Genomic DNA, 19,274 nt, shown 5'->3' with positions numbered 1-19,274 from the left:
TTGCGCCAAACAGGGCCGAGTTGGCTCGCTCCTTGGCTGGTCCTTGGAACGACCTGGAGGATGGTTGTTTGTCGATCCAGACGCCCCTTGAATGTCGATTTGGACGCTGCTTCAATGTTGATTTGGACGGTCGAACGATGCTGAATTGGACGCCCTGCCCAACCCTGCATCGACGCGCTGTGCGCACCACACGCCGTGGTGGCCAACTGATCCTGAAAAGTTTCCGATTTCTGATGCGGCTGCCTCAGGGCAGGTGTAGCCAAACTACGGTGCATGCCCACACAACGATACGCAGACATCCAAGCCAAGCCAGCCAGCCCGGCGCCGAACCCCCAGGTTCTTCTGGTCAGCCAGCAAAACCAGATGTGGATCGACGACCCCTGGCTGTTGATCCACCAGCCCGACGATTTGATCTCGACGCCCGCCGACAAGCGCCTGATCCTGCCTTTGCCGATGTGGCGCGAACTGCTCGGCGAAACCTCTTTGGATCTGTCGCAAATCGGCGTCTGGGTCGATAGCCAGCAACAGTTCGAGGCCCATGCGCCGGCCCTGGCGGCGCTGCCCCTGGTGGCCCTGCGGATCGGTGGCCCGGATTCAGACTGGTGCTATGGCGCGGCCAACCACCTGAGGGCCTCGCTGAAGTTTGGCGGGGAGCTGCGCGCCTTCGGGCCCATCACCGGGGCGCAGTTGTTCTACCTGCATCGCTGCGGCTTCAACAGTTTTTCCATGCCCACCCCCAGCCTGGAGTGCTGAAATGCGCGCGCCGCCCTGCGGCGCGGCGGCAAGGCCCCGGGCTCAGGCGGGCCCGTAAAGGCCCTGGGCCACATCCATCAGATGGGTCTTCAAGCACTGCAGCGCCGGGTCGCGCAGGCTGCTGCTGCGCCAGGCCAGTTCGATGGAATAGCGGGGCAGCTCGATCGGACAGGGCACACACACCAAGGTCCCCAGGGCAGCCAAGGCGCGGGCCGCGTGCTCGGGCAGGGTGGCCAGGGCCGTGCTGCCACGCAGCAGGTGAGGCAAGGCCGCAAAGTGGGTGGTGGAGGCCTCGATGCGCCGGCTGTGGCCCAGGGCCGCCAGGGCTTCATCGACCACCCCCACAAAGCCACCCGACGAGATCAGCAGATGCGGCCGGCGCAGGTACTCGTCCAGCCCCAAATGGCCTGCTGGGGCCTGAGCCAGGTCCATCACGCAGGCATAGCGGCCGGTGCCCAGCACCTGGCGCGCCAGGGTGCGCGAGCTGCCCGTGCCGGCCCCCAGGCTCAGGTCGATGCGCCGGTCCATCAGCATGTCGGCGGCCAAGCCGCTGTGGGTCTGGCGCAGCACCAGGCGCAGGCCGGGCGCCGCCTGCTGAAGCCGGTCGATGAGCCGGCGCCCCAGGGCCATCTCGTGGTCGTCTGACAGGCCCAGCACCACGGTGCGCCCGGCCAAGCTGGCGCCCCCGGGCTGGGCCAGGGCCAGGCTTTGCCGCAGCTTTTGCAGGGCCTCGGCAATCAGGGGGCGCAGTTCTTCGGCCTTGGGCGTGGGGCGCAGGCCACGGCCGGTGCGCTCAAACAAGGGGTCGCCATACAGGGCGCGCAGCCGGCCCAGCGCCGCACTGACGGCCGATTGCGTGACCCCCAACCGGATGGCGGCCCGGCCGGCCGTGCCCTCCTCGTGCAAGGCCTGCAACACCTTGAGCAGGTTCAGGTCGACGCTGTCGATATTCATGTCGTTCATATCAGCTTGTCTGATCATCGGTTGATTGATGATCGCCAAAGGCCGACGATGACGCAATCACCCTGTTGTTTCGAAAGCGAGTTCACATGACCCGATCCACGGTTGCCGCGCTGCAAATCGGCGCCCACCCCGAAGGCAAGGCCGCCACCCTGGCGCAGATCCTGTCGCATGAAGACGCCATCCGCGCCGCCGGCGCCAGCCTGGTGGTGATGCCCGAGGCCTTGCTGGGCGGCTACCCCAAGGGCGAGGGCTTTGGCACCTACCTGGGCTACCGCCTGCCCGAAGGCCGCCAGGCTTTTGAGCGCTACTACGACAACGCCATCGACGTGCCAGGCACCGAAACCGAGGCCCTGGCCGGCCTGGCCGAGCGCTGCCAGGCCCACATCGTGATCGGCGTGATCGAGCGCGCAGGCAACACCTTGTATTGCACCGCCTTGTTCTTCGCCCCCGAGGGCGGACTGGTGGCCAAGCACCGCAAGCTCATGCCCACGGGTACCGAACGGCTGATCTGGGGCCAGGGCGATGGCTCCACCCTGCCGGTGCTGGACACGCCCGCAGGCCGTGTCGGTGCCGTGATCTGCTGGGAGAACCACATGCCCCTGCTGCGCACCGCCATGTACGCCAAGGGCGTGCAGATCTGGTGCGCCCCCACGGTGGACGCGCGCGACATCTGGCAGTCGTCGATGCGGCACATCGCGCACGAGGGGCGCTGCTTCGTGATCAGCGCCTGCCAGGTGCAGCCCTCACCCAAGGCCCTGGGCGTGAACGCCCCCCATTGGGACCCCGATCTGCCCCTGATCGGCGGCAACAGCATGATCGTGGGCCCTCTGGGCGACGTGCTGGCCGGGCCACTCCAGCACGAGACCGGCCTGCTGGTGGCCCAGATCGACACCACCGAACTGACCCGCGCCCGCTACGATTTCGATGTGGTGGGCCACTACGCGCGGCCGGACGTGTTCTCGCTGACGGTGGACGAGCGCCCGCGGCAGAGTGTGGTGTTCAAGGCTTGAGCACCGGGGTTGTGGCCTGCGGACGACAGAACGCAGACGACATGTGAAGGCGCACCCGTCAACGGCGAGCCGAAAACACCTTCTTGGCAAAGTCGGCAATCGCGTCCGCCATGGCCTGGGGCTGCTCAGGTGCCAAGGCATGGCTGGCGTTCTTGATCACGACGATGGTCACCCGGTCGCCCAGCATGGACTTCAGGACGTTCGAAAACCGGCGCGGGGCCACGGGGTCGTACTCGGCCTGCAGATCCAGGATGGGGGCGGAACCAGCAGCAAAGTAATCGTCCACCGGGGTGACGTTGCGGGCATGCGATTGCGCCTCATGGGTGGCCTCGTGCCAACCACCCAACCAGACCCTGGGGTCGTTGCCCGGGGCGAAGAAGGCGATCTTCAGGTATTCCAGGCGCTGTTCTTCAGACAAGGCTGGATTGCTGGGGCCGTCGATCGCCTTGCGCATCTCAGGGCCGATAGGCAGCTCTTTGGACCCCGGCGGCACCTTGCCTGCGGAAGCTGCGGCCACCACCACCCCGGCCACCAGATCGGGGCGGTCTGTGGCAAGCATGCGGGCCGCGAAGTTGCCCCATGCATGACCGACCACCACCACCGGGGCCTTGACCTCGGCATCGATCACCATGGCAACGTCGGCGGCAAAGTCATGCACGGTCAAGCCGTGCATGGGGCCCTGGCTTTGGCCGACGCCGCGGGGCTCAGGCCGCAGCACGCGAAAGCCTTCGGAGGCCAGCAGTTCGGCAACCTTGTCATAGTCACGGCCTGATCGGCCCAGCGAGGGCAGCATCACGATGGCAGGGCCTTGCCCTTGTTCGGTGACTTCGATGCGAACAGGGCCATTTTCGATCACCTTGTGTTGCAAAGCAGTGGCCGCCACATCGGCGGCCATGCTGCAGGCGGACCAGGCAATCAAGCCAGAGAGAAGAATGAGTTTGGCAATTTTCATGGTTGGCTTTCAAGGGCCCCGGCCTCTTAAGCAGTGGCCAGGGCGAGGATGGAAAAAGATGGGCGCGCGCTCAGTGGGCAGCGTTCACCTGGCGTGCGAAGCGGGCCACGGCCTCGGAGACCTGTGCGGGTCGCTCCGGGAACATGGCGTGGCCTGCCCCTTTGACCACGTCGACCTGCACCCGATCACCCAAATACGCCTTCATCACATCCTTGACCACCACCGCATCGAATTCGCCCTGCAGATCCAGGATGGGGGCGGTGCTGCCGCCCGAAAAATAGCGGTCGATGGGCGTGACATTGCGGGCGTGGGCCTCGGCATGGTGGTTCGCCTCGTACCAGCCCTCCAGCCATTCGCTCGGATCATGGCCGGGGGCAAAAAAGGCCTGCTTCAGGTATTGCAGGCGCTGGGCCTGCGGCAGCGCCGGGTTGCCCGAGCCGTCAATGGCATCGCGCAGACGCCCATAGGGCTTCTCGGTGGAGCCCGGCGGAAGCTTGCCAGCCGAAGCCGCGGCCATGATCAGGCCTTTGACCAGGTCTGGTCGGTCAACCGCCAGCATGCGCGCCGGTTGGCTGCCCCAGGCATGCCCCAGAATGACGGCCGGACCGGTCTTCTCGGCATCGCACACCGCTGCCACATCGGCGGCGAAGTCGTGCAGGGTCAAGCCCTCCAGAGGCCCCTGGCTGGCACCGATGCCACGAGGCTCAGGTCGGATCACACGAAAACCCTGCGCGGCCAATCGTGCAGCCACCTGGTCAAAGTCGCGAACCGAGCGCCCCAGCGATGGCAACATCACGATCGCAGGCCCTTGCCCCTGGCTCAGCACCTCGATCTGCACCGCGCCGCTGCGGACCAGGCGGCGTTCGATCACGGTGGCTGGCACGCCCGGTTGATCCAGGCCACTGCGTTCAATGGCCGCGACTGCCGCAGGGGAACCCAGGTAGCGCACGAAGTCCAGCGCCTCCGCAGCATGCGTGCTATTGGCCGCAACGGAGGCCGTCACCACGGAGACCTTCTGAACCTCCTCCGGCAAGGGGCCGACGTAGTGCACCCCTGGCACCACCCGCAACTCGCTGATCTGCTGCAGGCCCAGGGCAGCACTGCCTTCGGCCAGCACCTCACCCACCAATTGTTTGCCCGGCACAAGGTGGCGCTTGGATGCCACCTCCTGCTCGATACCCAATCGCTTGAGCAGCACGTTCTGGATGTAGGTTCCGCTGGCGCCTTCCGAGTACGCCACCGAAGGTGCGCCAAGCAGCGCCTGGCGCAGCTTGTCGACACTCGATATGTCTGGCACAGGGCTGCCCGCCTTGACCCCGACGCCGACCCCTGACTGAGCGATGTCGAGCCGAGCCGAAGCTGCGAAGCGCCGCTCACGGATCAGACGATCCAGCTCGGAGGACACCATGATGAGCACATCAGGGGCTTGCCCGTTTTTGATCCGCACGGGGATGGCTTCATGCGACTGACCCAGCGAAGGGCCCCAGGACATCTTCAGCCGATGGCCCGACTGCTTTTCATAGTCGGCCACCACGGTCTTGAAGGCTCCTGACACGGCACCCGTCGCCAGCACCTCCAGTTCAACCGCCTGAGCCGGATGGCCCATCGAGGCCAAGGCCAGCAAGGCGGGCCACACCACGGACTTGAGTCTGTCTTCGTACCTTTTCATTCACGTCTCCTTGTTGTTAACCGAGTCCCCCGCGCCAGGCCCCGTGGCCGGGCTGCGGTGGAGCGAATCAATCTGCGGGCCTGGCAGACGCCTTGGGACCCAGCCAGCTGCGGCGCACCACGCTGCCCGTGAGGACACGGTATTTGTCGGCATCGAATGAGCCTTCCCAGCGCGCAATGGCGAACACGGCGACAGTGTTGCCAACGATGTTGGTGAGAGCGGTGGCCGTGGCCATCAATCGATCGATGCCGAACAACAGGCCCAGGCCGCTGATGGGAAGACTTTTGACCGATTGCAGCGTGGCTGCCAGCTTCACAAAGGCCCCGCCAGCCACCGTGGTGCCCCCCTTGGAGGTCAGGCTCAACACCCCCAGCAAAGCCAGTTGCTGGAGCCACGAGAACGGCGTGTCGGTGGCCTGGGCGATGAAGCCCACGGCGATCGCCATATAGATCGAGGTGCCGTCGAGGTTGAAGCTGTAGCCTGCAGGTAGGACAAAGCCCACCACTGCCTCATCACAGCCCGCCTGCTCTAATTTGGCGATCAGCAGCGGAAAAGCCACTTCACCGGAGGCGGTGCCAAAGACCAGCAGGATCTCGTCACGGATCAGGCGCACCACAGGCCACAGCGACAGGCCGATGAGCCAGCAGATGCTGCCCAGCCCGACCACGACAAACAGCAGGGAGGCGCCGTAATAGACCAGCACCAGCTTGAGCAGGTAGAGCAAGGTGGCACTTCCGTAGCTGCCGATGGCCGCCGCCATCGCACCGAAGGCACCCAAGGGGGCCAGCTTCATGATGAAGGAGAGCATCTTGAACAGCACCCGCTGCGCCTCGTCGATGCCCTTGAGGATCACCGAATCGCTGCCCACCGACATGTTCAAGGCAAAGCCGGCCAGCAGCGACACGATCAACACCTGCATGATGTCGCCCTTGGCAAAGGCATCCACCAGTGTGTGGGGAATCAAGCTCAGCAGATAGGAAGTGGCCGAAATCGAGCCCGACTGGCTGGCCACCTTCATGGCAGCGCTGGAGGGCTCCAATCCTGAAGCGTGCAACCCGGCCCCCGGCTCGCACAGGTTGACCACCACAAAGCCCACCAGCATGGCCACCGTGCTGACCACCTCGAAGTACAGCAGAGACTTGGCTCCCAAGCGCCCCAGCTTGCCCAGGTCACGCACATGAGCCAGGCCATGAATGAGCGTACAAAAGACGATGGGGGCTAACATCATCTTCAACAAGGCGATGAACAGATCACCCAGCGGCTTCATGGCTGCTGCAGTCTCAGGAGCGGTCAGGCCCAGCACAACGGCCGCCAGGAGGCCAATCAAAACCTGGATGTGTAGTTGCTTGAGGTGTCTCATGAAAGCTGGGCAACGGCCTAGGGCAGGCGAAGCCTTTTGTGTTTGTTGGAATCAAATTGCGTGAAGGTCACGCTCAAACGCCAGGCCGCAAGCCCAACGTCCTCGGCAGTGTCAGAGCAGAGAAGCCATCGAACAAGGGCATGACTTCAATAGCAGATATACTTAAAAAACATGGATCTGAAACAACTTGAGTACCTGGTGTGTGTCGTGGAAAGCGGCAGTTTCAGCCGGGCTGCCGTGGCATTGAATCTGGCCCAGCCCAGCGTCAGCCGGCAAATCGCACTGCTGGAAGAAGAGCTGGGGCAACGCCTGCTCACCCGCACCGGGCGCGGTGTCACCGCCACGGAAGCAGGAGAGGCGCTTCTGGTTCATGCGCGCACCATGCTGGCTTCGTCACGCGCGGCACGCGACGAGTTGCGTGACATGGGTGACAGCCCGAGCGGCCGCATCGTCATCGGCATGCCGCCCAGGGTCGCCCTGGGGATCAGCGTGCCCTTGGTGCGCCGCTTCCGAGAGCGGTTTCCACGTGCTGTGATCACCATCCTGGAAGGGCTCAGCATCCCACTACGTGAGTCCCTGATGGCCGGCCGGCTCGATCTGGCGCTCTTGTTCGACCCGCCGGCCACACCCCAGCTGAGCTACACCCAGCTCTCACGCGAGCGCCTGTTGCTGATTGCGCCGCCGGGCCACCGCCTGCCCAAGAGCGTGAGCCTGAGCAGCCTGGCCGACTACCCCCTGATCCTGCCCAGCGCACCCAACGCCATCCGCAACCTTGTGGACGCGGCGCTGCGCCCACAAGGCGTTCAGCTCAAGGTGCATGCGGAGGTCGGCGCCGTCAACACCGTTCTGGCCCTGGTGGCCCATGGCCAAGGCTGCACCATCCTGCCGGAGAGCGGTGTCGCGCTGGGACTGCAAGGGCCGCCGCTGCCGCGCACGCCCATCGGGCCGCCTGAAATCTGGAACACCTTGATGCTGGCCGTGCCCAAGGCCAAGCCCGCCAATCGCTTGATCCGTGAAACCAGCAAATTACTGACAGAACTGGACTTCCGCGGCTGATCGCGCCATACGAGAACTCATGTTCTCAGCACAGAAGCCATAGGAAAGACGCATAGTTGATATGCCTCTCGACGGCTTACCCGGGAGGGCGGCCTTCAAGACACTGAGGGCATGCACACACCCCTCCCCCCTTTGGCGTGCAATGCGCACTGCCACGTGTTTGGCCCGCGGGATACCTTTGCCTACGCGGCCAACGCCAGCTTCATCCCGGCAGCCGATGCGCCCAAAGAGGCGCTGTATGACCTGAACGACAAGCTCGGTCTGCAACGCTGCGTGGTCGTGCAGTCGGCCTGCCACGGCTTTGACAACAGTGCGGCAGAAGATGCCATACGCCATCGCCCTCAGGCCTACCGAGGCATTGCGCTGGTTCCCACTGACGTGGCACAAGCCGAGCTGAATCGACTCGACACCGCGGGCTTTCGAGGCGTGCGTTTCAATTTCATGGGGCACCTGGGTTACCGCACCCCCGTCGAAGAGGTTCTGGCCCTGGCTGCGCGCTTCGAGCCCCTGGGCTGGCACCTGCAGATCCACGGCGACCCCAGCCTGCTGACGGACATGGCGCCCGCGCTTCTCCGCTCGCCCACGCCAGTGGTGATCGACCACATCGGGCGCCTGGACGCCTCACTCGGCCTGGACCAACCGGCCTTCAAGGCCTTGCGCCGCCTGATGGCGGACCGCCGCTTCTGGGTCAAGGTCAGCGGCATGGACCGCATCACCCGGCTGGGGCCCCCGTATGCAGACGCCCAGCCCTTTGCCAAAGCCTTGGTGGACGAGTTCGGAGACCGGGTTCTGTGGGGCAACGACTGGCCTCACCCCAACCACGCCGGCCCGGTGCCCGACGAACAACAACTGGTGGACCTGATCCACGAGATCGCCCCCAGCGAAGCCGCCCGCCACGCCCTGATGGTGAGCAACCCTGAACGCCTTTATCAATTTGGAGACCTGACATGAGCCGTCGATTTGAAAACAAAGTAGCCATCGTGACCGGCGCCGGCTGCGTGGGCGCAGGCTGGGGCAATGGCCGTGCCATCGCGGTCCGCCTGGCCGAAGAAGGCGCGAAAGTGCTGGCGGTGGACCGTGACCGCGCCCGCCTGGACGAAACCCTGGAGCTGGCGGGCGATGCCCGCGCCTCCATCACCCCCTGGGTGTGCGACGTGACCAGCAGCGACAGCGTGGCCGCCATGGCCAAGGCCTGCATCGACACCTACGGCAGCATCGACATTCTGGTCAACAACGTGGGCGGATCGGCTGCCGGCGGACCGGTTGAACTGGCAGAGGAAACCTGGAACCTGCAAATCGACATCAACCTCAAAAGCGTGTTCCTGACCTGCAAGCATGTGCTGCCGACCCTGATTGCCAAGAAGAGTGGCTCGATCGTCAACATCGCTTCGACCTCCGGCCTTCGCTTCACGGGCAGTGCCCAGGTCGCCTATGCAGCCACCAAGGCCGGGGTGATCCACCTGTCGCGAGTGGTGGCGGTTCAACATGCCCCCGACGGTGTGCGCGTCAACTCGGTTGTACCCGGTCAGCTGCACACGCCCATGGTCGAAACCCGGCTGGCCAAACAGCGCACCGGTGGCGACGTGGACGCTTTGCTGGCCCAGCGCCTGAAGCGCATTCCACTGGGCTTCATGGGCGATGGTCGCGACACGGCCAGCGCTGTGCTGTTCCTGGCCAGTGACGACGCCCGCTTTGTGACCGGGACCGAACTGGTGGTCGACGGCGGCATGACGGCTCGTTGCGACTGACCCCTGCATGACCGCATAAAAAGAGACAAATCGATATGTTCAAGAAGATGATGACCGTCACGGCGGTGCTGCTGGCACTGACACCCCTGTGGCCAGCCCACGCCCAGAACAAGACCACCCGGATCGTGGTGTCGTTCACGGCCGGCGGGCCGGTCGATGCCGTGGCACGCACAATCTCCGAGCGCCTGGGCAAAGAGCTGGGCCGAACCGTGCTGGTGGACAACAAGCCCGGTGCCAATGGCGCCATCGGCGCCACCGACGTGATGAAATCACCGGCCGATGGCAGCACGCTCTGGTTCACCAGCGTGGGGGCCGCCGCCATCAATGGCGGCTTGTATGAAAAGCTGCCCTACAACTTGGCACGTGACTTCACCCCCGTGTCTCTGGTGGCCAACAACGTCGAGCTGATGGTGACCTACGCGAACAACCCGGCGAAGGACGCCGCCGAATTCATCGCCAACAGCAAGCGTCAATCCAGCCCCACCCCATTCGCCTCGACCGGGACCGGCAGCATCCCGCACCTGGCCATCGAACAGTTGGTGGATGCCACCGGCGCCAAGCTGCTTCACGTGCCCTATAAAGGGGCCGCGCCCGCCATCACCGACCTGATGGGTGCCCAGGTCAGCGGCCTGTTTGGCGACGTGGCTGGACTGCTGCCGGCCATCAAGGGCGGCCGCCTCAAGCCCCTGGGGCTGGCGTCCAGCAAGCGGCACCCGGCCCTTCCCGATGTCAAGACATTGGAAGAGCAAGGCATCAAAGGCATCGACACCAACAATTGGTACGCCCTGTTTGCGCCAGCCAAGACCCCTCCCGAGGTGGTTGATGCGATCAACAAGGCCTTGCGCACGACCTTGGCAGACCCGGCCATCCGAGACAAGTTGCTGAAGGCCGGCACCGAACCGGCCCCCTCCACGCCTCAGGAGCTGGCCGTCCTGCAGAAGAAAGACGCGGACAAATGGGCCGCGCTGATCAAGGCCAAGAACATCAAACCCGACTGACCGCCGCCAGACTGAAAGAAACTGTCCCATGACCCACATTCGAGTTCCCCTGGTCACCCCCGGCACCCGCCCTGAGCTGGCCGAAGTCGAAGGCCGCATCCTGGCCGAGCGCGGGCGCATCTCCTTGCTGTACCAGGTCTTGCTCAACAGCGGCCCCATCGCCTCGGGGTGGGAGCGCATGTTGACCGCCGTGCGCAATCAAACCAGCATCCCCGCCGACCTGCGCGAGCTGATCATCCTGCGCGTGGCAGTCTTGAACCAGGCCACGTTTGAATTCGATGCCCACATTCCCCACGCAGAGAAGGCCGGCGTGAGCAGCGAGAAAATCGCGGCCAACCGCAGCCCTGTTCTGTCGGGGGTGTTCACCCCCCTGGAGCACCTGGTGCTGGAACTGGCCGACGCCATGACCCGCGACATCACTGTGCCGGCCGCTCTGATGGCGCGCATTCAGACCCACTTTGACGCCCAGGGCACGGTGGAGCTGGTGGCCACTGTGGCGGCCTACAACATGGTCTCGCGCTTGTTGGTGGCCCTGAACGTCGAACACTGAACCCGGCAAAGGCCCTCCCATGTCACAGCTCTGGCTTGTCAAACGCCCCCACTCCAGTGAATGGCCGTCCCAAGGGCTTGCAACGCCCATCGTGCGCGCCTGGAACGCCTTGGAGCAGGATCTGAGCTACCGCTACCTGAATGAACTGCCGCAATGGGTACAGGAGGACACGAACAACAGCGTGTTCTCGCTGCACACCCTGCAAACACTGCTGGGCAGCGCTGGCCAGCAGGTGGCAGGCTTTCACTACGTGGTGGAGACCGATGTGCTGCCCGACATGGAGGCCGAATTCAATGCCTGGTATGAGCAGGAGCACCTGCCCGGCCTGGCCTCGGTACCCGGCACCGTCAGGGCCGTGCGCTATCGACAGGAGTCCGGACGGCCACGCTACTTTGCCTGCTACGACCTGATTCACGCCGAAGTGCTGGGCAGCCCGGCCTGGTTGAAGGTGCGGGCCACCCCATGGAGCGACCGGGTCCGGCCTGCGTTTCGCAACACCCAAAGAACCCTGTTCAGGCGCGCGCCCTGAGGGCTCAGCGAAGGGGCCGCCATGGTGTGGCGCGGCCTTCGTGGCATGCCCGTCCCCACTTGCCACCCAGCTTCAGCCTCGTGCCTGGGCACATCCCAAAGAAGAGACATCCATGATCAACAAGATTGCGGCCTCCGTTGCCGAGGCACTGAGCACGGTCCAGGACGGCGCCACCGTTCTGATCGGCGGCTTTGGCACCGCCGGCATCCCCAACGAACTCATCGACGGCCTGATCGAGCATGGCGCTCGTGAGCTCACCGTGGTCAACAACAACGCCGGCAACGGCGATGCGGGCCTGGCCGCCCTGCTCAAGGCCGGTCGCGTGCGCAAAATCATCTGCAGCTTTCCGCGCCAGGCCGACTCGTTTGTGTTTGATGAGCTCTACCGCAGCGGCCGCATCGAGCTCGAACTGGTTCCCCAGGGCAACCTGGCCGAGCGCCTGCGCGCCGCAGGCGCTGGCGTGGGCGCTTTTTTCACCCCCACCGGCTTCGGCACCGAACTGGCCCGGAACCCCGACGGCAGCCCCAAGGAGACCCGCGTGATCAACGGCAAGCCCTATGTGCTGGAGTACCCCATCCATGGCGATGTGGCCCTCATCAAGGCCGAGCGTGGGGACCGCTGGGGCAACCTCTGCTTCAGAAAGGCCGCGCGCAACTTCGGCCCCGTGATGGCCACCGCCGCCCAACGCACCGTGGCCACCGTGCACGAGATCGTCGAGCTGGGCCAGCTGGACCCCGAGGCCATCGCCACACCCGGCATCTTCGTCTCGCACATCGTGAAGATCGAGCGCACCGCCACTCAGGCCGGTGGCTTCAAAGCCGCCCTTTGAACCCGAGGACATCCCACATGAGCCCCTACACACGACGCAGCAAAGACGAGCTCGCCCGCCGCGTGGCGCAAGACATCTTCGACGGTGCCTATGTCAACCTGGGCATCGGCCAGCCCACCCTGGTGGCCAACCACCTGCCCGCCGGCATCGAGGTGGTGCTGCACAGCGAGAACGGCATCCTGGGCATGGGCCCGGCACCGGCCCCTGGTCAGGAGGACTACGACCTCATCAACGCCGGCAAGCAGCCGGTCACCCTGCTGCCGGGCGGCGCCTTCTTTCACCATGCCGACAGCTTTGCCATGATGCGTGGCGGCCACCTCGACATCTGTGTGCTGGGCGCCTTCCAGGTGTCGGCCAACGGCGACCTGGCCAACTGGAGCACGGGCGAGGCCGGCACCATTCCGGCCGTGGGCGGGGCCATGGACCTGGCCGTGGGCGCCAAGCAGACCTGGGTGATGATGGACCTGCTGACCAAGCAGGGGGCCAGCAAGATCGTGCCGGCCTGCACCTACCCGCTCACCGGCGTGGCCTGCGTGAAGCGCATCTACACCGACCTGGCCACGCTGGCCTGCACGCCCCAGGGGCTGAAGCTGATCGACATGGTGCCGGGCCTGGCGCACGCCGAGCTCGAGCGCCTGATCGGCCTGCCCATCCAGGCCTGATCGTCAAGCCACTGAACAAGGTACCCCATGACCCAAGCTTATATTTGCGATGCGATTCGCACCCCTTTCGGTCGCTATGGCGGCGCCCTCAGCAGCGTTCGTGCTGATGATCTGGGAGCGATCCCGCTGCGCGCGCTGATGAGCCGAAACCTGACGGTGGATTGGTCGCGTATCGACGATGTGATCTTTGGATGTGCCAACCAAGCCGGCGAAGACAACCGCAACGTGGCGCGCATGTCCAGCCTGCTGGCCGGCCTGCCGATGGCGGTGCCAGGGAGCACCATCAACCGCTTGTGCGGCTCGGGCCTGGATGCCATCGGCACTGCGGCACGCGCCATCAAGTCGGGCGAAGCCCAGCTCATGATCGCGGGCGGCGTGGAGAGCATGAGCCGCGCGCCTTTTGTGATGCCCAAAGCCGAGTCGGCCTTCTCGCGGGCCAACGCGGTCTATGACACCACGATCGGCTGGCGCTTCGTGAACAAGCTCATGAAGCAGCTGTACGGCGTGGACTCCATGCCGGAAACCGCCGAAAACGTAGCCACCGATTTCAAGATCGGCCGCGAAGCCCAGGACCAAATGGCCCTGAACAGCCAATTGCGCGCCGTGGCGGCCCAGCAAGCCGGGCACCTGGCACGGGAGATCTGTCCGGTGCAGGTCCCTCAGAAGAAGGGCGACCCCATCATGGTCGAGCACGATGAACACCCTCGCTCGACCAGCCTGGAAGCGCTGGCCCGGCTCAAGGGGGTGGTTAGGCCCGACGGCACCGTGACGGCCGGCAATGCCTCCGGGGTCAATGACGGGGCCTGCGCCTTGCTACTGGCCAGCGAAATGGGCGCCAAGCTGCACGGCTTGACCCCTCGGGCCAGGGTGATCGGCATGGCCACGGCGGGCGTCGCCCCGCGCATCATGGGCTACGGCCCCACCCCCGCGGTGCAGAGGGTGCTCGTTCAGACCGGGTTGACGTTGGAACAGATGGACGTCATCGAGCTCAATGAAGCCTTTGCGGCACAGGGCCTTGCCGTGTTGCGCGGGCTTGGCATCAGCGATGAGGATGCCCGCGTCAATGCCTGGGGTGGTGCGATTGCCTTGGGTCACCCTTTGGGGGCCTCCGGTGCGCGCCTGGTGGCGACGGCCATCAACCGTCTGCATTTCACGGGCGGGCGGTATGCGCTTTGCACGATGTGCGTCGGGGTTGGGCAAGGCATCGCCGTGGTACTGGAGAGGCAGTAACCCTGGCCGGCGTTGGGCCGCTTGCCAGGGGGCGTGGGCTTGTGTGGATGGTTCACCACCGGGTGGCACAAGCCAGAGCGCCTCTCACTGGCCGTCAGGCCCCGTCATGTCCAAGGCCGCCACGATCTCTTCCTTCAAACGCATCAGGCAAGGGCCAAACTCCTTGGCAACTTCCCGCATGGAACTGGAGGTGGAGAGGCTCATGTTCAACACCAGCACCTGGTACCCCTCTACCGCAAGAGGTGTCGCCACCGCCACCACCTCGGGTTGCCACGAGGCGACACAAAAGCCATGTTTTTCATGATGCTTCAATGCCCGATCGACCTGCTGGCTGGCCTCTTGCCAGGACGAAGGTCGGAGCATGGAAATGCGCTGCAAGACGCCCTCACGGGCGCCATTTTCCAGCGAGCACAGGTAGGCAAACCCCAGCGAGGTCAATTCGATAGGCACCCGCTGCCCTGCGACCACGCTGCGCAAGGCGACTTTCTTGTTGTACCGGACAGACTCAAGGTAGACCATCTCATCGCGATCAGGCACGGCCAGGCCCACATTGATCCGAAGGTGCTCTGCCGTCTTGCGCATCAACGGGGCGGCCACCTGCATGGCGAGGGAGCCCGAACGCATGGCATGGGCCAAGCTCAAGACCAGAGGGGCCAGGCGGTAGGCGCGCTGCGAACGATCATGCTGAAGCAGCCCCCCTGAGACCAGGGTCTGGGTCAGCCGGCTCACGGTCGCACGCGAGAGACCGGTGCGTTCAGCGATTTCGCCGTTGCCAAGAAGGTCCGCACCGGGCCGAAAGGCACGCAGGATCTCGATGCCCCGCTCCAACGACCGGTTGAGAACTGGGTCTTCATGGTGGCCCTTGCGACCCTCCATGGGCAGGTCAGTCGTCATCTCAGAACCTCCATTATTTCCAACCATTGGAAATTGGTGGGTGCAATTCTAAGCCCATGCAGCTACGCTTCAAAGCCATCAGCCCGCTTGTGCGCCCTCTCCCGGAACGCCAGGCACAGGGCCTATAAAGGAGACAAGAGACATGAACAAACCCCTGTTCTGCGTCGCCAAACGACGCAGCATGACGCTGGCCCTCACGGCATCCATTGCCTGCCTGGTGCCCGCCCTGGCCTGGGCCGGCTACCCTGAGCGCCCGATACGCATCGTGGTGCCCTTCGCGCCCGGCGGCGGCACGGATCTGGTGGCTCGCTCGATGTCCGTGCCCATGGGGCAGGACCTCGGTCAATCAGTGATCATCGACAACAGGCCTGGCGGCGCCACCATCATCGGAACCGATGCCGTGGCCAAGAGCGCCCCCGACGGCTACACCCTGGTCATGGCCACTCTGGCCCACGTGGTCAACCCCAGCATCCAGTCGAAGCTGCCGTATGTGTACGAGAAGGCGTTCACGCCGGTGATGCTGGTGGGGGTGTCACCCAACGTGCTGGTGGTCAACGCCAAGAGCCCCTTCAAGACCGTACAGGACATCATCAACGCGGCCAAAGCCAGCCCTGGCAAGCTGTCGTTCGCCTCACAGGGGGCGGGAACGTCGGCGCATCTTGCGGGCGAGTTGTTCAAGAACCTCAGCAACACCCACATCCTGCACATCCCCTACCGCGGCGCCGGGCCCGCGCTCACAGATTTGATGGGCGGGCAGGTGGACATGATGTTTGCCACGGCCTCCGCCGTCGGCAACCTGGTCGAAAGCGGCAAGTTGCGCGCCATTGCAGTGACCACCGAAACACGGTCCAAGGCCCGCAACCTGGCCAATGTGCCCACCATTGCCGAGAGTGGCGTGCCGGGCTACGTGGCAGACAGTTGGTACGGCCTGTTTGCCCCGGCAGGCACGCCCAAGGACGTCATCACCCGCCTCAATGCCGCCGCCAACAAGGCTGTACAGACTGAATCCTTCAAGAAGCAACTCGAGAACGAGGGCCTGGTCATCAAAGGCGGCCTGCCCCAGGACTTCGATGCCTACGCCAAACGCGAAGAGATCCGTTGGCGCAAGGTTGTGAAAGACAACAACATCACCGCAGATTGAGAACCAGCTTCGAGGACCCCACCCATGAACTTCCAATACCTTGAAATGCAGCAAGCCAACGGCATTGCGACCCTGGCACTGAACCGCCCCGACAAGCGCAACGCCATGAGCGACGACATGCGCTCCGAATTCATCGAGGCCCTGGAATACGTCAGCAGCACACCGTCCATCCGCGCCTTGGTGCTGACCGGAAATGGCAAAGGCTTTTGCGCCGGCGGCGACATCGCAGGCATGCAGCGGCGCATGAACGCGCCCGCTGGCGAAGTGGGCTTCAATGGCTGGAAGCGCCAGCAGCGTGTGCACCATACCCAAGCGCTGCTGCACACCATGCCCAAGCCGACGATTGCAGCCGTCAATGGCGCAGCATCGGGCCTGGGGGCCGATACGGCGCTGGCCTGTGACTTCATCATCGCCAACGAGTGGGCCGACTTCAGCTGGTCCTACATCCACCGGGGCATCATCCCGGATGGCGGTGGCATGTACTTCCTGCCGCGCCGCATCGGACTGCCCAAGGCCAAGGAATTGATCTTCACCGGCCGCAAGGTGAATGTGGACGAGGCACTGGCCCTGGGCATCGTCGATCGCAAGACAAGCGCTGAGCGACTGCTGGAAGAAGCCCAGGCCTGGGCGACCGAACTGAGCCAGGGGTCGGCCACCGCGCTGGCCCTGGGCAAGACCATCTTGAACCAGAGTTTCGAGATGACTGCGCAGCAGGTCTTCGCCCAGGGCAGCCAGGCCCAGGGCATCTGCTACACCAGCACCGAGCACCGGGCCTCGGTGGAGGCCTTCCTGACCAAATCCGCCGTGAAGGAATGACCCATGAGCGCTATCGCACGACTCATTCGACCGCGCAGCGTGGCTATCATCGGTGCCTCGGCCGATGCCAGCAAGACCGCAGGCAGGCCGGTGTCCTACCTGCTCAAGCACGGGTATGCCGGCCGCATCTTCCCCGTGAACCCGAAGGTCAGCCACATCGGTGAACTCAAGTGCTACCCCGATGTGGCCTCGCTGCCCGAAGTACCCGATGTGGCCATCGTGCTGCTGGGCGCGGAGCGTGCCCATCTGGCCGTGCGCGAGTTGTCGGCACGCGGCACCGCGGCAGCCATTGTGCTGGCCAGCGGCTACACCGAAACAGGGGCTGTGGGCTCACGTCGTCAACAAGAACTGTTGGAGGCCGCAGGCCCCATGCGCCTGCTCGGACCAAACACCATCGGGCTGGTGAATCTGACGGACAAGATCGTGCTGTCGGCCACCGGTGCGCTGGAGATGGACACGTTTCCCGTGGGCTCGATCGGTGTGGTTTCACAAAGCGGGGGTATCCTGGGGTCGCTGCTGTCACGGGCCGCGGCACGGGGCATCGGCTTGTCAAAATTGATCTCGACCAGCAACGAGGTGGACCTCGAATTGGCCGACTTCATCGACCACCTGGTGGACGACGAGGCCACCAAGGTGATCGCCCTGTACATCGAGACGGTGCGCAACCCGGCCAAGTTTCGGGCGGCTGCCTTGCGCGCCGCGGCGGCAGGCAAGCCCATCGTGGCCTTCAAGATCGGACGCTCCGAAGCCGGTGCCCAGGCCGCGGTGTCGCACACCGGCGCCATGGCAGGAGCCGATCGCATGTACGACGCACTGTTCAAACAAGTGGGGGTGATCCGTGCCGACACCTTTGCTGACCTGCTCGACATCCCAGCAGCCTTGCAGACCGGGCGCCGGCTGGCTGGCCGGCGGGTAGCCATCCTGACCTCCACCGGTGGCGCCGGGACCCTGGTATCCGACGATCTGGGCATGGCGGGTTTCGAGACACCGGCCCCCGATGCAGCCACCGCACAAGCCCTGCGTGACCTGCAAACAGGCGACCATGCGGTGCTGGACCGCAACCCGATCGATGTGACCCTGGCCGGACTGCGCCCCGATCTGCTGCGGGGCGCCATCAAGACACTGCTGACCAGCCCGAGCTATGACGCCCTCGTGATCATCGTTGGCTCGTCCAGCCTGGCCATGCCCGAACTGATGGCCGGCGCGATCCAAGACTGCCTGCCCCTGTCTGACAAGCCCATCATGGCCTACGTCAGCCCCCATGCGCCGGACGTGGCGGCCCTGCTCACCCAGCGCGGTGTGCCGGCCTTTGCCGCGGCAGAGAGCTGCACCTCGGCACTGACCGCCCTGCTCCACCGAACCATGTGGCAGGCGTCGGATGCGAACACGGTGGCCGCAGCGCCGGTGCCCGTGGACGACCTGCCCGGCGGCTCACTGGATGAAGCGCAAGCCAAGGTCTTGTTCGCCCGGTTCCGGGTCCCCTGCGCACCAGAAAGAGTGGTCAGCACACCGGCACAGGCGCAAAGCGCGGCCCTGGAGCTGGGCGGCCGGGTGGTGCTGAAAATCCTCTCCGCCGAAATCACTCACAAGAGCGACGTGGGCGGCGTGGCCATCAACCTGAGCCCCGACACGATTGGCGAGCGCCTGGCGTCCATGACCCAGCAGGTACTGGCCCACACCCACAAGAAGCCCGAGCGCTTTCTCGTCCAGCAAATGGTCAGCGGGGGAACCGAGCTGATTCTGGGGACCAGCCGCGACGCCCTGGGCACCGCCATCCTGCTGGGCATGGGGGGGGTGACGGCGGAGCTTTTCAAGGACACCTGCCTGCGTCTGCTGCCCCCGCAAGGCGGCTTGAGCCGCACAGAAGCCCTGAGCATGGCCCGTGAACTGAAGACCTGGCCGCTGCTCGATGGCTACCGCGGACGCCCCAAGGCAGACGTCGAAGCCCTGGTGGAGGCGATTGTGGCGTTCTCGAACATGGCGGCCCAACTCGGCGATCGCCTGCTGGAGGCCGAGATCAATCCCCTCTTCGTCCTGCCCCAAGGCCAGGGGGTGAGGGCGGCCGATGGCGTGGTCGTGCTGGCAGCATGACCCCCGAGGCCGCAGCCCAAGCG

At 64.9% G+C, this 19,274-nt stretch carries 19 protein-coding genes; 14 read left to right on the top strand and 5 right to left on the bottom strand.

Going from position 1 to position 19,274, the window contains the following annotated elements; all coding sequences use genetic code 11:
- The first annotated feature begins 273 nt into the window (after window positions 1-273).
- On the top strand, window positions 274-753 hold the full coding sequence (locus tag AC3WUT_RS13505; protein ID WP_492347585.1) for a DUF934 domain-containing protein: 480 nt from the start codon (window positions 274-276) through the stop codon (window positions 751-753).
- 42 nt (window positions 754-795) lie between these two features.
- On the opposite strand, the gene AC3WUT_RS13500 is transcribed toward AC3WUT_RS13505, so the two are convergent.
- Window positions 796-1,716 carry a LysR family transcriptional regulator gene (locus AC3WUT_RS13500; RefSeq protein WP_492347584.1) on the bottom strand — a complete coding sequence of 307 codons (921 nt, stop codon included), beginning with the start codon at window positions 1,714-1,716 and terminating at the stop codon, window positions 796-798.
- 86 nt (window positions 1,717-1,802) lie between these two features.
- Between AC3WUT_RS13500 and AC3WUT_RS13495 the strand changes: the two genes are divergently transcribed.
- Entirely contained in the window at window positions 1,803-2,726 is a 924-nt protein-coding gene (locus tag AC3WUT_RS13495; RefSeq protein WP_492347583.1) for a carbon-nitrogen hydrolase family protein, read from the top strand.
- A 58-nt stretch (window positions 2,727-2,784) separates the two neighbouring features.
- On the opposite strand, the gene AC3WUT_RS13490 is transcribed toward AC3WUT_RS13495, so the two are convergent.
- The 3 genes from AC3WUT_RS13490 to AC3WUT_RS13480 form a co-directional block, all read right to left on the bottom strand.
- Complete coding sequence (locus tag AC3WUT_RS13490; RefSeq protein ID WP_492347582.1) at window positions 2,785-3,678, bottom strand: alpha/beta fold hydrolase; 894 nt, start codon at window positions 3,676-3,678, stop codon at window positions 2,785-2,787.
- A gap of 70 nt (window positions 3,679-3,748) precedes the next feature.
- The gene (locus tag AC3WUT_RS13485; RefSeq protein WP_492347581.1) at window positions 3,749-5,347 is read right to left on the bottom strand and encodes an alpha/beta fold hydrolase; all 1,599 of its coding nucleotides are present in this window, start codon (window positions 5,345-5,347) and stop codon (window positions 3,749-3,751) included.
- A 67-nt stretch (window positions 5,348-5,414) separates the two neighbouring features.
- Window positions 5,415-6,707, bottom strand: a complete 1,293-nt coding sequence (locus tag AC3WUT_RS13480) for a cation:dicarboxylate symporter family transporter (protein ID WP_492347580.1) — start codon at window positions 6,705-6,707, stop codon at window positions 5,415-5,417.
- 171 nt (window positions 6,708-6,878) lie between these two features.
- On the opposite strand from AC3WUT_RS13480, the gene AC3WUT_RS13475 reads away from it, so the two are divergent.
- The 9 genes from AC3WUT_RS13475 (at window position 6,879) to pcaF (ending at window position 14,309) form a co-directional block, all read left to right on the top strand.
- A complete protein-coding gene (locus AC3WUT_RS13475; RefSeq protein ID WP_492347579.1) occupies window positions 6,879-7,763 on the top strand; it encodes a LysR family transcriptional regulator in 885 nt (294 codons plus the stop codon).
- A 111-nt stretch (window positions 7,764-7,874) separates the two neighbouring features.
- Window positions 7,875-8,714 carry an amidohydrolase family protein gene (locus AC3WUT_RS13470; RefSeq protein WP_492347578.1) on the top strand — a complete coding sequence of 280 codons (840 nt, stop codon included), beginning with the start codon at window positions 7,875-7,877 and terminating at the stop codon, window positions 8,712-8,714.
- Complete coding sequence (locus AC3WUT_RS13465; RefSeq protein WP_492347577.1) at window positions 8,711-9,511, top strand: SDR family NAD(P)-dependent oxidoreductase; 801 nt, start codon at window positions 8,711-8,713, stop codon at window positions 9,509-9,511. The genes AC3WUT_RS13470 and AC3WUT_RS13465 overlap by 4 nt, the downstream gene beginning before the upstream one ends.
- Before the next feature lie 35 nt (window positions 9,512-9,546).
- Window positions 9,547-10,509 carry a Bug family tripartite tricarboxylate transporter substrate binding protein gene (locus tag AC3WUT_RS13460; protein ID WP_492347576.1) on the top strand — a complete coding sequence of 321 codons (963 nt, stop codon included), beginning with the start codon at window positions 9,547-9,549 and terminating at the stop codon, window positions 10,507-10,509.
- Window positions 10,510-10,537: 28 nt separating this feature from the next.
- Window positions 10,538-11,059, top strand: coding sequence for a carboxymuconolactone decarboxylase family protein (locus AC3WUT_RS13455; protein ID WP_492347575.1), 522 nt, complete (start codon window positions 10,538-10,540; stop codon window positions 11,057-11,059).
- 91 nt (window positions 11,060-11,150) lie between these two features.
- Window positions 11,151-11,588, top strand: coding sequence for a hypothetical protein (locus AC3WUT_RS13450; protein WP_492347574.1), 438 nt, complete (start codon window positions 11,151-11,153; stop codon window positions 11,586-11,588).
- Between the two features lie 112 nt (window positions 11,589-11,700).
- The gene (locus tag AC3WUT_RS13445) at window positions 11,701-12,417 is read left to right on the top strand and encodes a 3-oxoacid CoA-transferase subunit A (RefSeq protein WP_492347573.1); all 717 of its coding nucleotides are present in this window, start codon (window positions 11,701-11,703) and stop codon (window positions 12,415-12,417) included.
- A 17-nt stretch (window positions 12,418-12,434) separates the two neighbouring features.
- Window positions 12,435-13,079 (top strand): 3-oxoacid CoA-transferase subunit B, encoded by a 645-nt coding sequence (locus AC3WUT_RS13440; RefSeq protein WP_492347572.1) that lies wholly within the window; start codon window positions 12,435-12,437, stop codon window positions 13,077-13,079.
- A gap of 27 nt (window positions 13,080-13,106) precedes the next feature.
- Window positions 13,107-14,309 (top strand): 3-oxoadipyl-CoA thiolase, encoded by a 1,203-nt coding sequence (gene pcaF / locus AC3WUT_RS13435; protein WP_492347571.1) that lies wholly within the window; start codon window positions 13,107-13,109, stop codon window positions 14,307-14,309.
- A gap of 84 nt (window positions 14,310-14,393) precedes the next feature.
- Here pcaF and AC3WUT_RS13430 read toward each other — a convergent pair whose 3' ends face one another.
- Entirely contained in the window at window positions 14,394-15,203 is an 810-nt protein-coding gene (locus tag AC3WUT_RS13430) for an IclR family transcriptional regulator (RefSeq protein WP_492347570.1), read from the bottom strand.
- Between the two features lie 142 nt (window positions 15,204-15,345).
- On the opposite strand from AC3WUT_RS13430, the gene AC3WUT_RS13425 reads away from it, so the two are divergent.
- Genes AC3WUT_RS13425 through AC3WUT_RS13415 form a run of 3 tightly spaced genes read left to right on the top strand, consistent with a single transcriptional unit; the run spans window position 15,346 to window position 19,251 of the window.
- Window positions 15,346-16,344, top strand: a complete 999-nt coding sequence (locus AC3WUT_RS13425; RefSeq protein WP_492347569.1) for a Bug family tripartite tricarboxylate transporter substrate binding protein — start codon at window positions 15,346-15,348, stop codon at window positions 16,342-16,344.
- Between the two features lie 24 nt (window positions 16,345-16,368).
- Window positions 16,369-17,160 carry an enoyl-CoA hydratase/isomerase family protein gene (locus tag AC3WUT_RS13420; protein ID WP_492347568.1) on the top strand — a complete coding sequence of 264 codons (792 nt, stop codon included), beginning with the start codon at window positions 16,369-16,371 and terminating at the stop codon, window positions 17,158-17,160.
- Between the two features lie 3 nt (window positions 17,161-17,163).
- On the top strand, window positions 17,164-19,251 hold the full coding sequence (locus AC3WUT_RS13415; RefSeq protein WP_492347567.1) for an acetate--CoA ligase family protein: 2,088 nt from the start codon (window positions 17,164-17,166) through the stop codon (window positions 19,249-19,251).
- Window positions 19,252-19,274 lie beyond the last annotated feature (23 nt).

This window comes from Curvibacter sp. EU05-FHT14A10, assembly GCF_058791075.1.
The sequence above is the reverse complement of the archived record's forward strand: the minus strand, read 5'-3'. Positions and strand labels throughout refer to the sequence as shown.

Excerpts from the sequence above, each read along its gene's own strand:
- AC3WUT_RS13505 (WP_492347585.1), top strand. The coding sequence starts at position 274 with ATGCCCACACAACGATACGCAGACATCCAAGCCAAGCCAGCCAGCCCG.
- AC3WUT_RS13470 (WP_492347578.1), top strand. The coding sequence starts at position 7,875 with ATGCACACACCCCTCCCCCCTTTGGCGTGCAATGCGCACTGCCACGTG.
- AC3WUT_RS13500 (WP_492347584.1), bottom strand. The coding sequence starts at position 1,716 with ATGAACGACATGAATATCGACAGCGTCGACCTGAACCTGCTCAAGGTG.
- AC3WUT_RS13460 (WP_492347576.1), top strand. The coding sequence starts at position 9,547 with ATGTTCAAGAAGATGATGACCGTCACGGCGGTGCTGCTGGCACTGACA.
- AC3WUT_RS13485 (WP_492347581.1), bottom strand. The coding sequence starts at position 5,347 with ATGAAAAGGTACGAAGACAGACTCAAGTCCGTGGTGTGGCCCGCCTTG.
- AC3WUT_RS13440 (WP_492347572.1), top strand. The coding sequence starts at position 12,435 with ATGAGCCCCTACACACGACGCAGCAAAGACGAGCTCGCCCGCCGCGTG.
- AC3WUT_RS13465 (WP_492347577.1), top strand. The coding sequence starts at position 8,711 with ATGAGCCGTCGATTTGAAAACAAAGTAGCCATCGTGACCGGCGCCGGC.
- pcaF (WP_492347571.1), top strand. The coding sequence starts at position 13,107 with ATGACCCAAGCTTATATTTGCGATGCGATTCGCACCCCTTTCGGTCGC.
- AC3WUT_RS13420 (WP_492347568.1), top strand. The coding sequence starts at position 16,369 with ATGAACTTCCAATACCTTGAAATGCAGCAAGCCAACGGCATTGCGACC.
- AC3WUT_RS13475 (WP_492347579.1), top strand. The coding sequence starts at position 6,879 with ATGGATCTGAAACAACTTGAGTACCTGGTGTGTGTCGTGGAAAGCGGC.
- AC3WUT_RS13495 (WP_492347583.1), top strand. The coding sequence starts at position 1,803 with ATGACCCGATCCACGGTTGCCGCGCTGCAAATCGGCGCCCACCCCGAA.
- AC3WUT_RS13415 (WP_492347567.1), top strand. The coding sequence starts at position 17,164 with ATGAGCGCTATCGCACGACTCATTCGACCGCGCAGCGTGGCTATCATC.
- AC3WUT_RS13480 (WP_492347580.1), bottom strand. The coding sequence starts at position 6,707 with ATGAGACACCTCAAGCAACTACACATCCAGGTTTTGATTGGCCTCCTG.
- AC3WUT_RS13425 (WP_492347569.1), top strand. The coding sequence starts at position 15,346 with ATGAACAAACCCCTGTTCTGCGTCGCCAAACGACGCAGCATGACGCTG.
- AC3WUT_RS13490 (WP_492347582.1), bottom strand. The coding sequence starts at position 3,678 with ATGAAAATTGCCAAACTCATTCTTCTCTCTGGCTTGATTGCCTGGTCC.
- AC3WUT_RS13445 (WP_492347573.1), top strand. The coding sequence starts at position 11,701 with ATGATCAACAAGATTGCGGCCTCCGTTGCCGAGGCACTGAGCACGGTC.
- AC3WUT_RS13430 (WP_492347570.1), bottom strand. The coding sequence starts at position 15,203 with ATGACGACTGACCTGCCCATGGAGGGTCGCAAGGGCCACCATGAAGAC.
- AC3WUT_RS13455 (WP_492347575.1), top strand. The coding sequence starts at position 10,538 with ATGACCCACATTCGAGTTCCCCTGGTCACCCCCGGCACCCGCCCTGAG.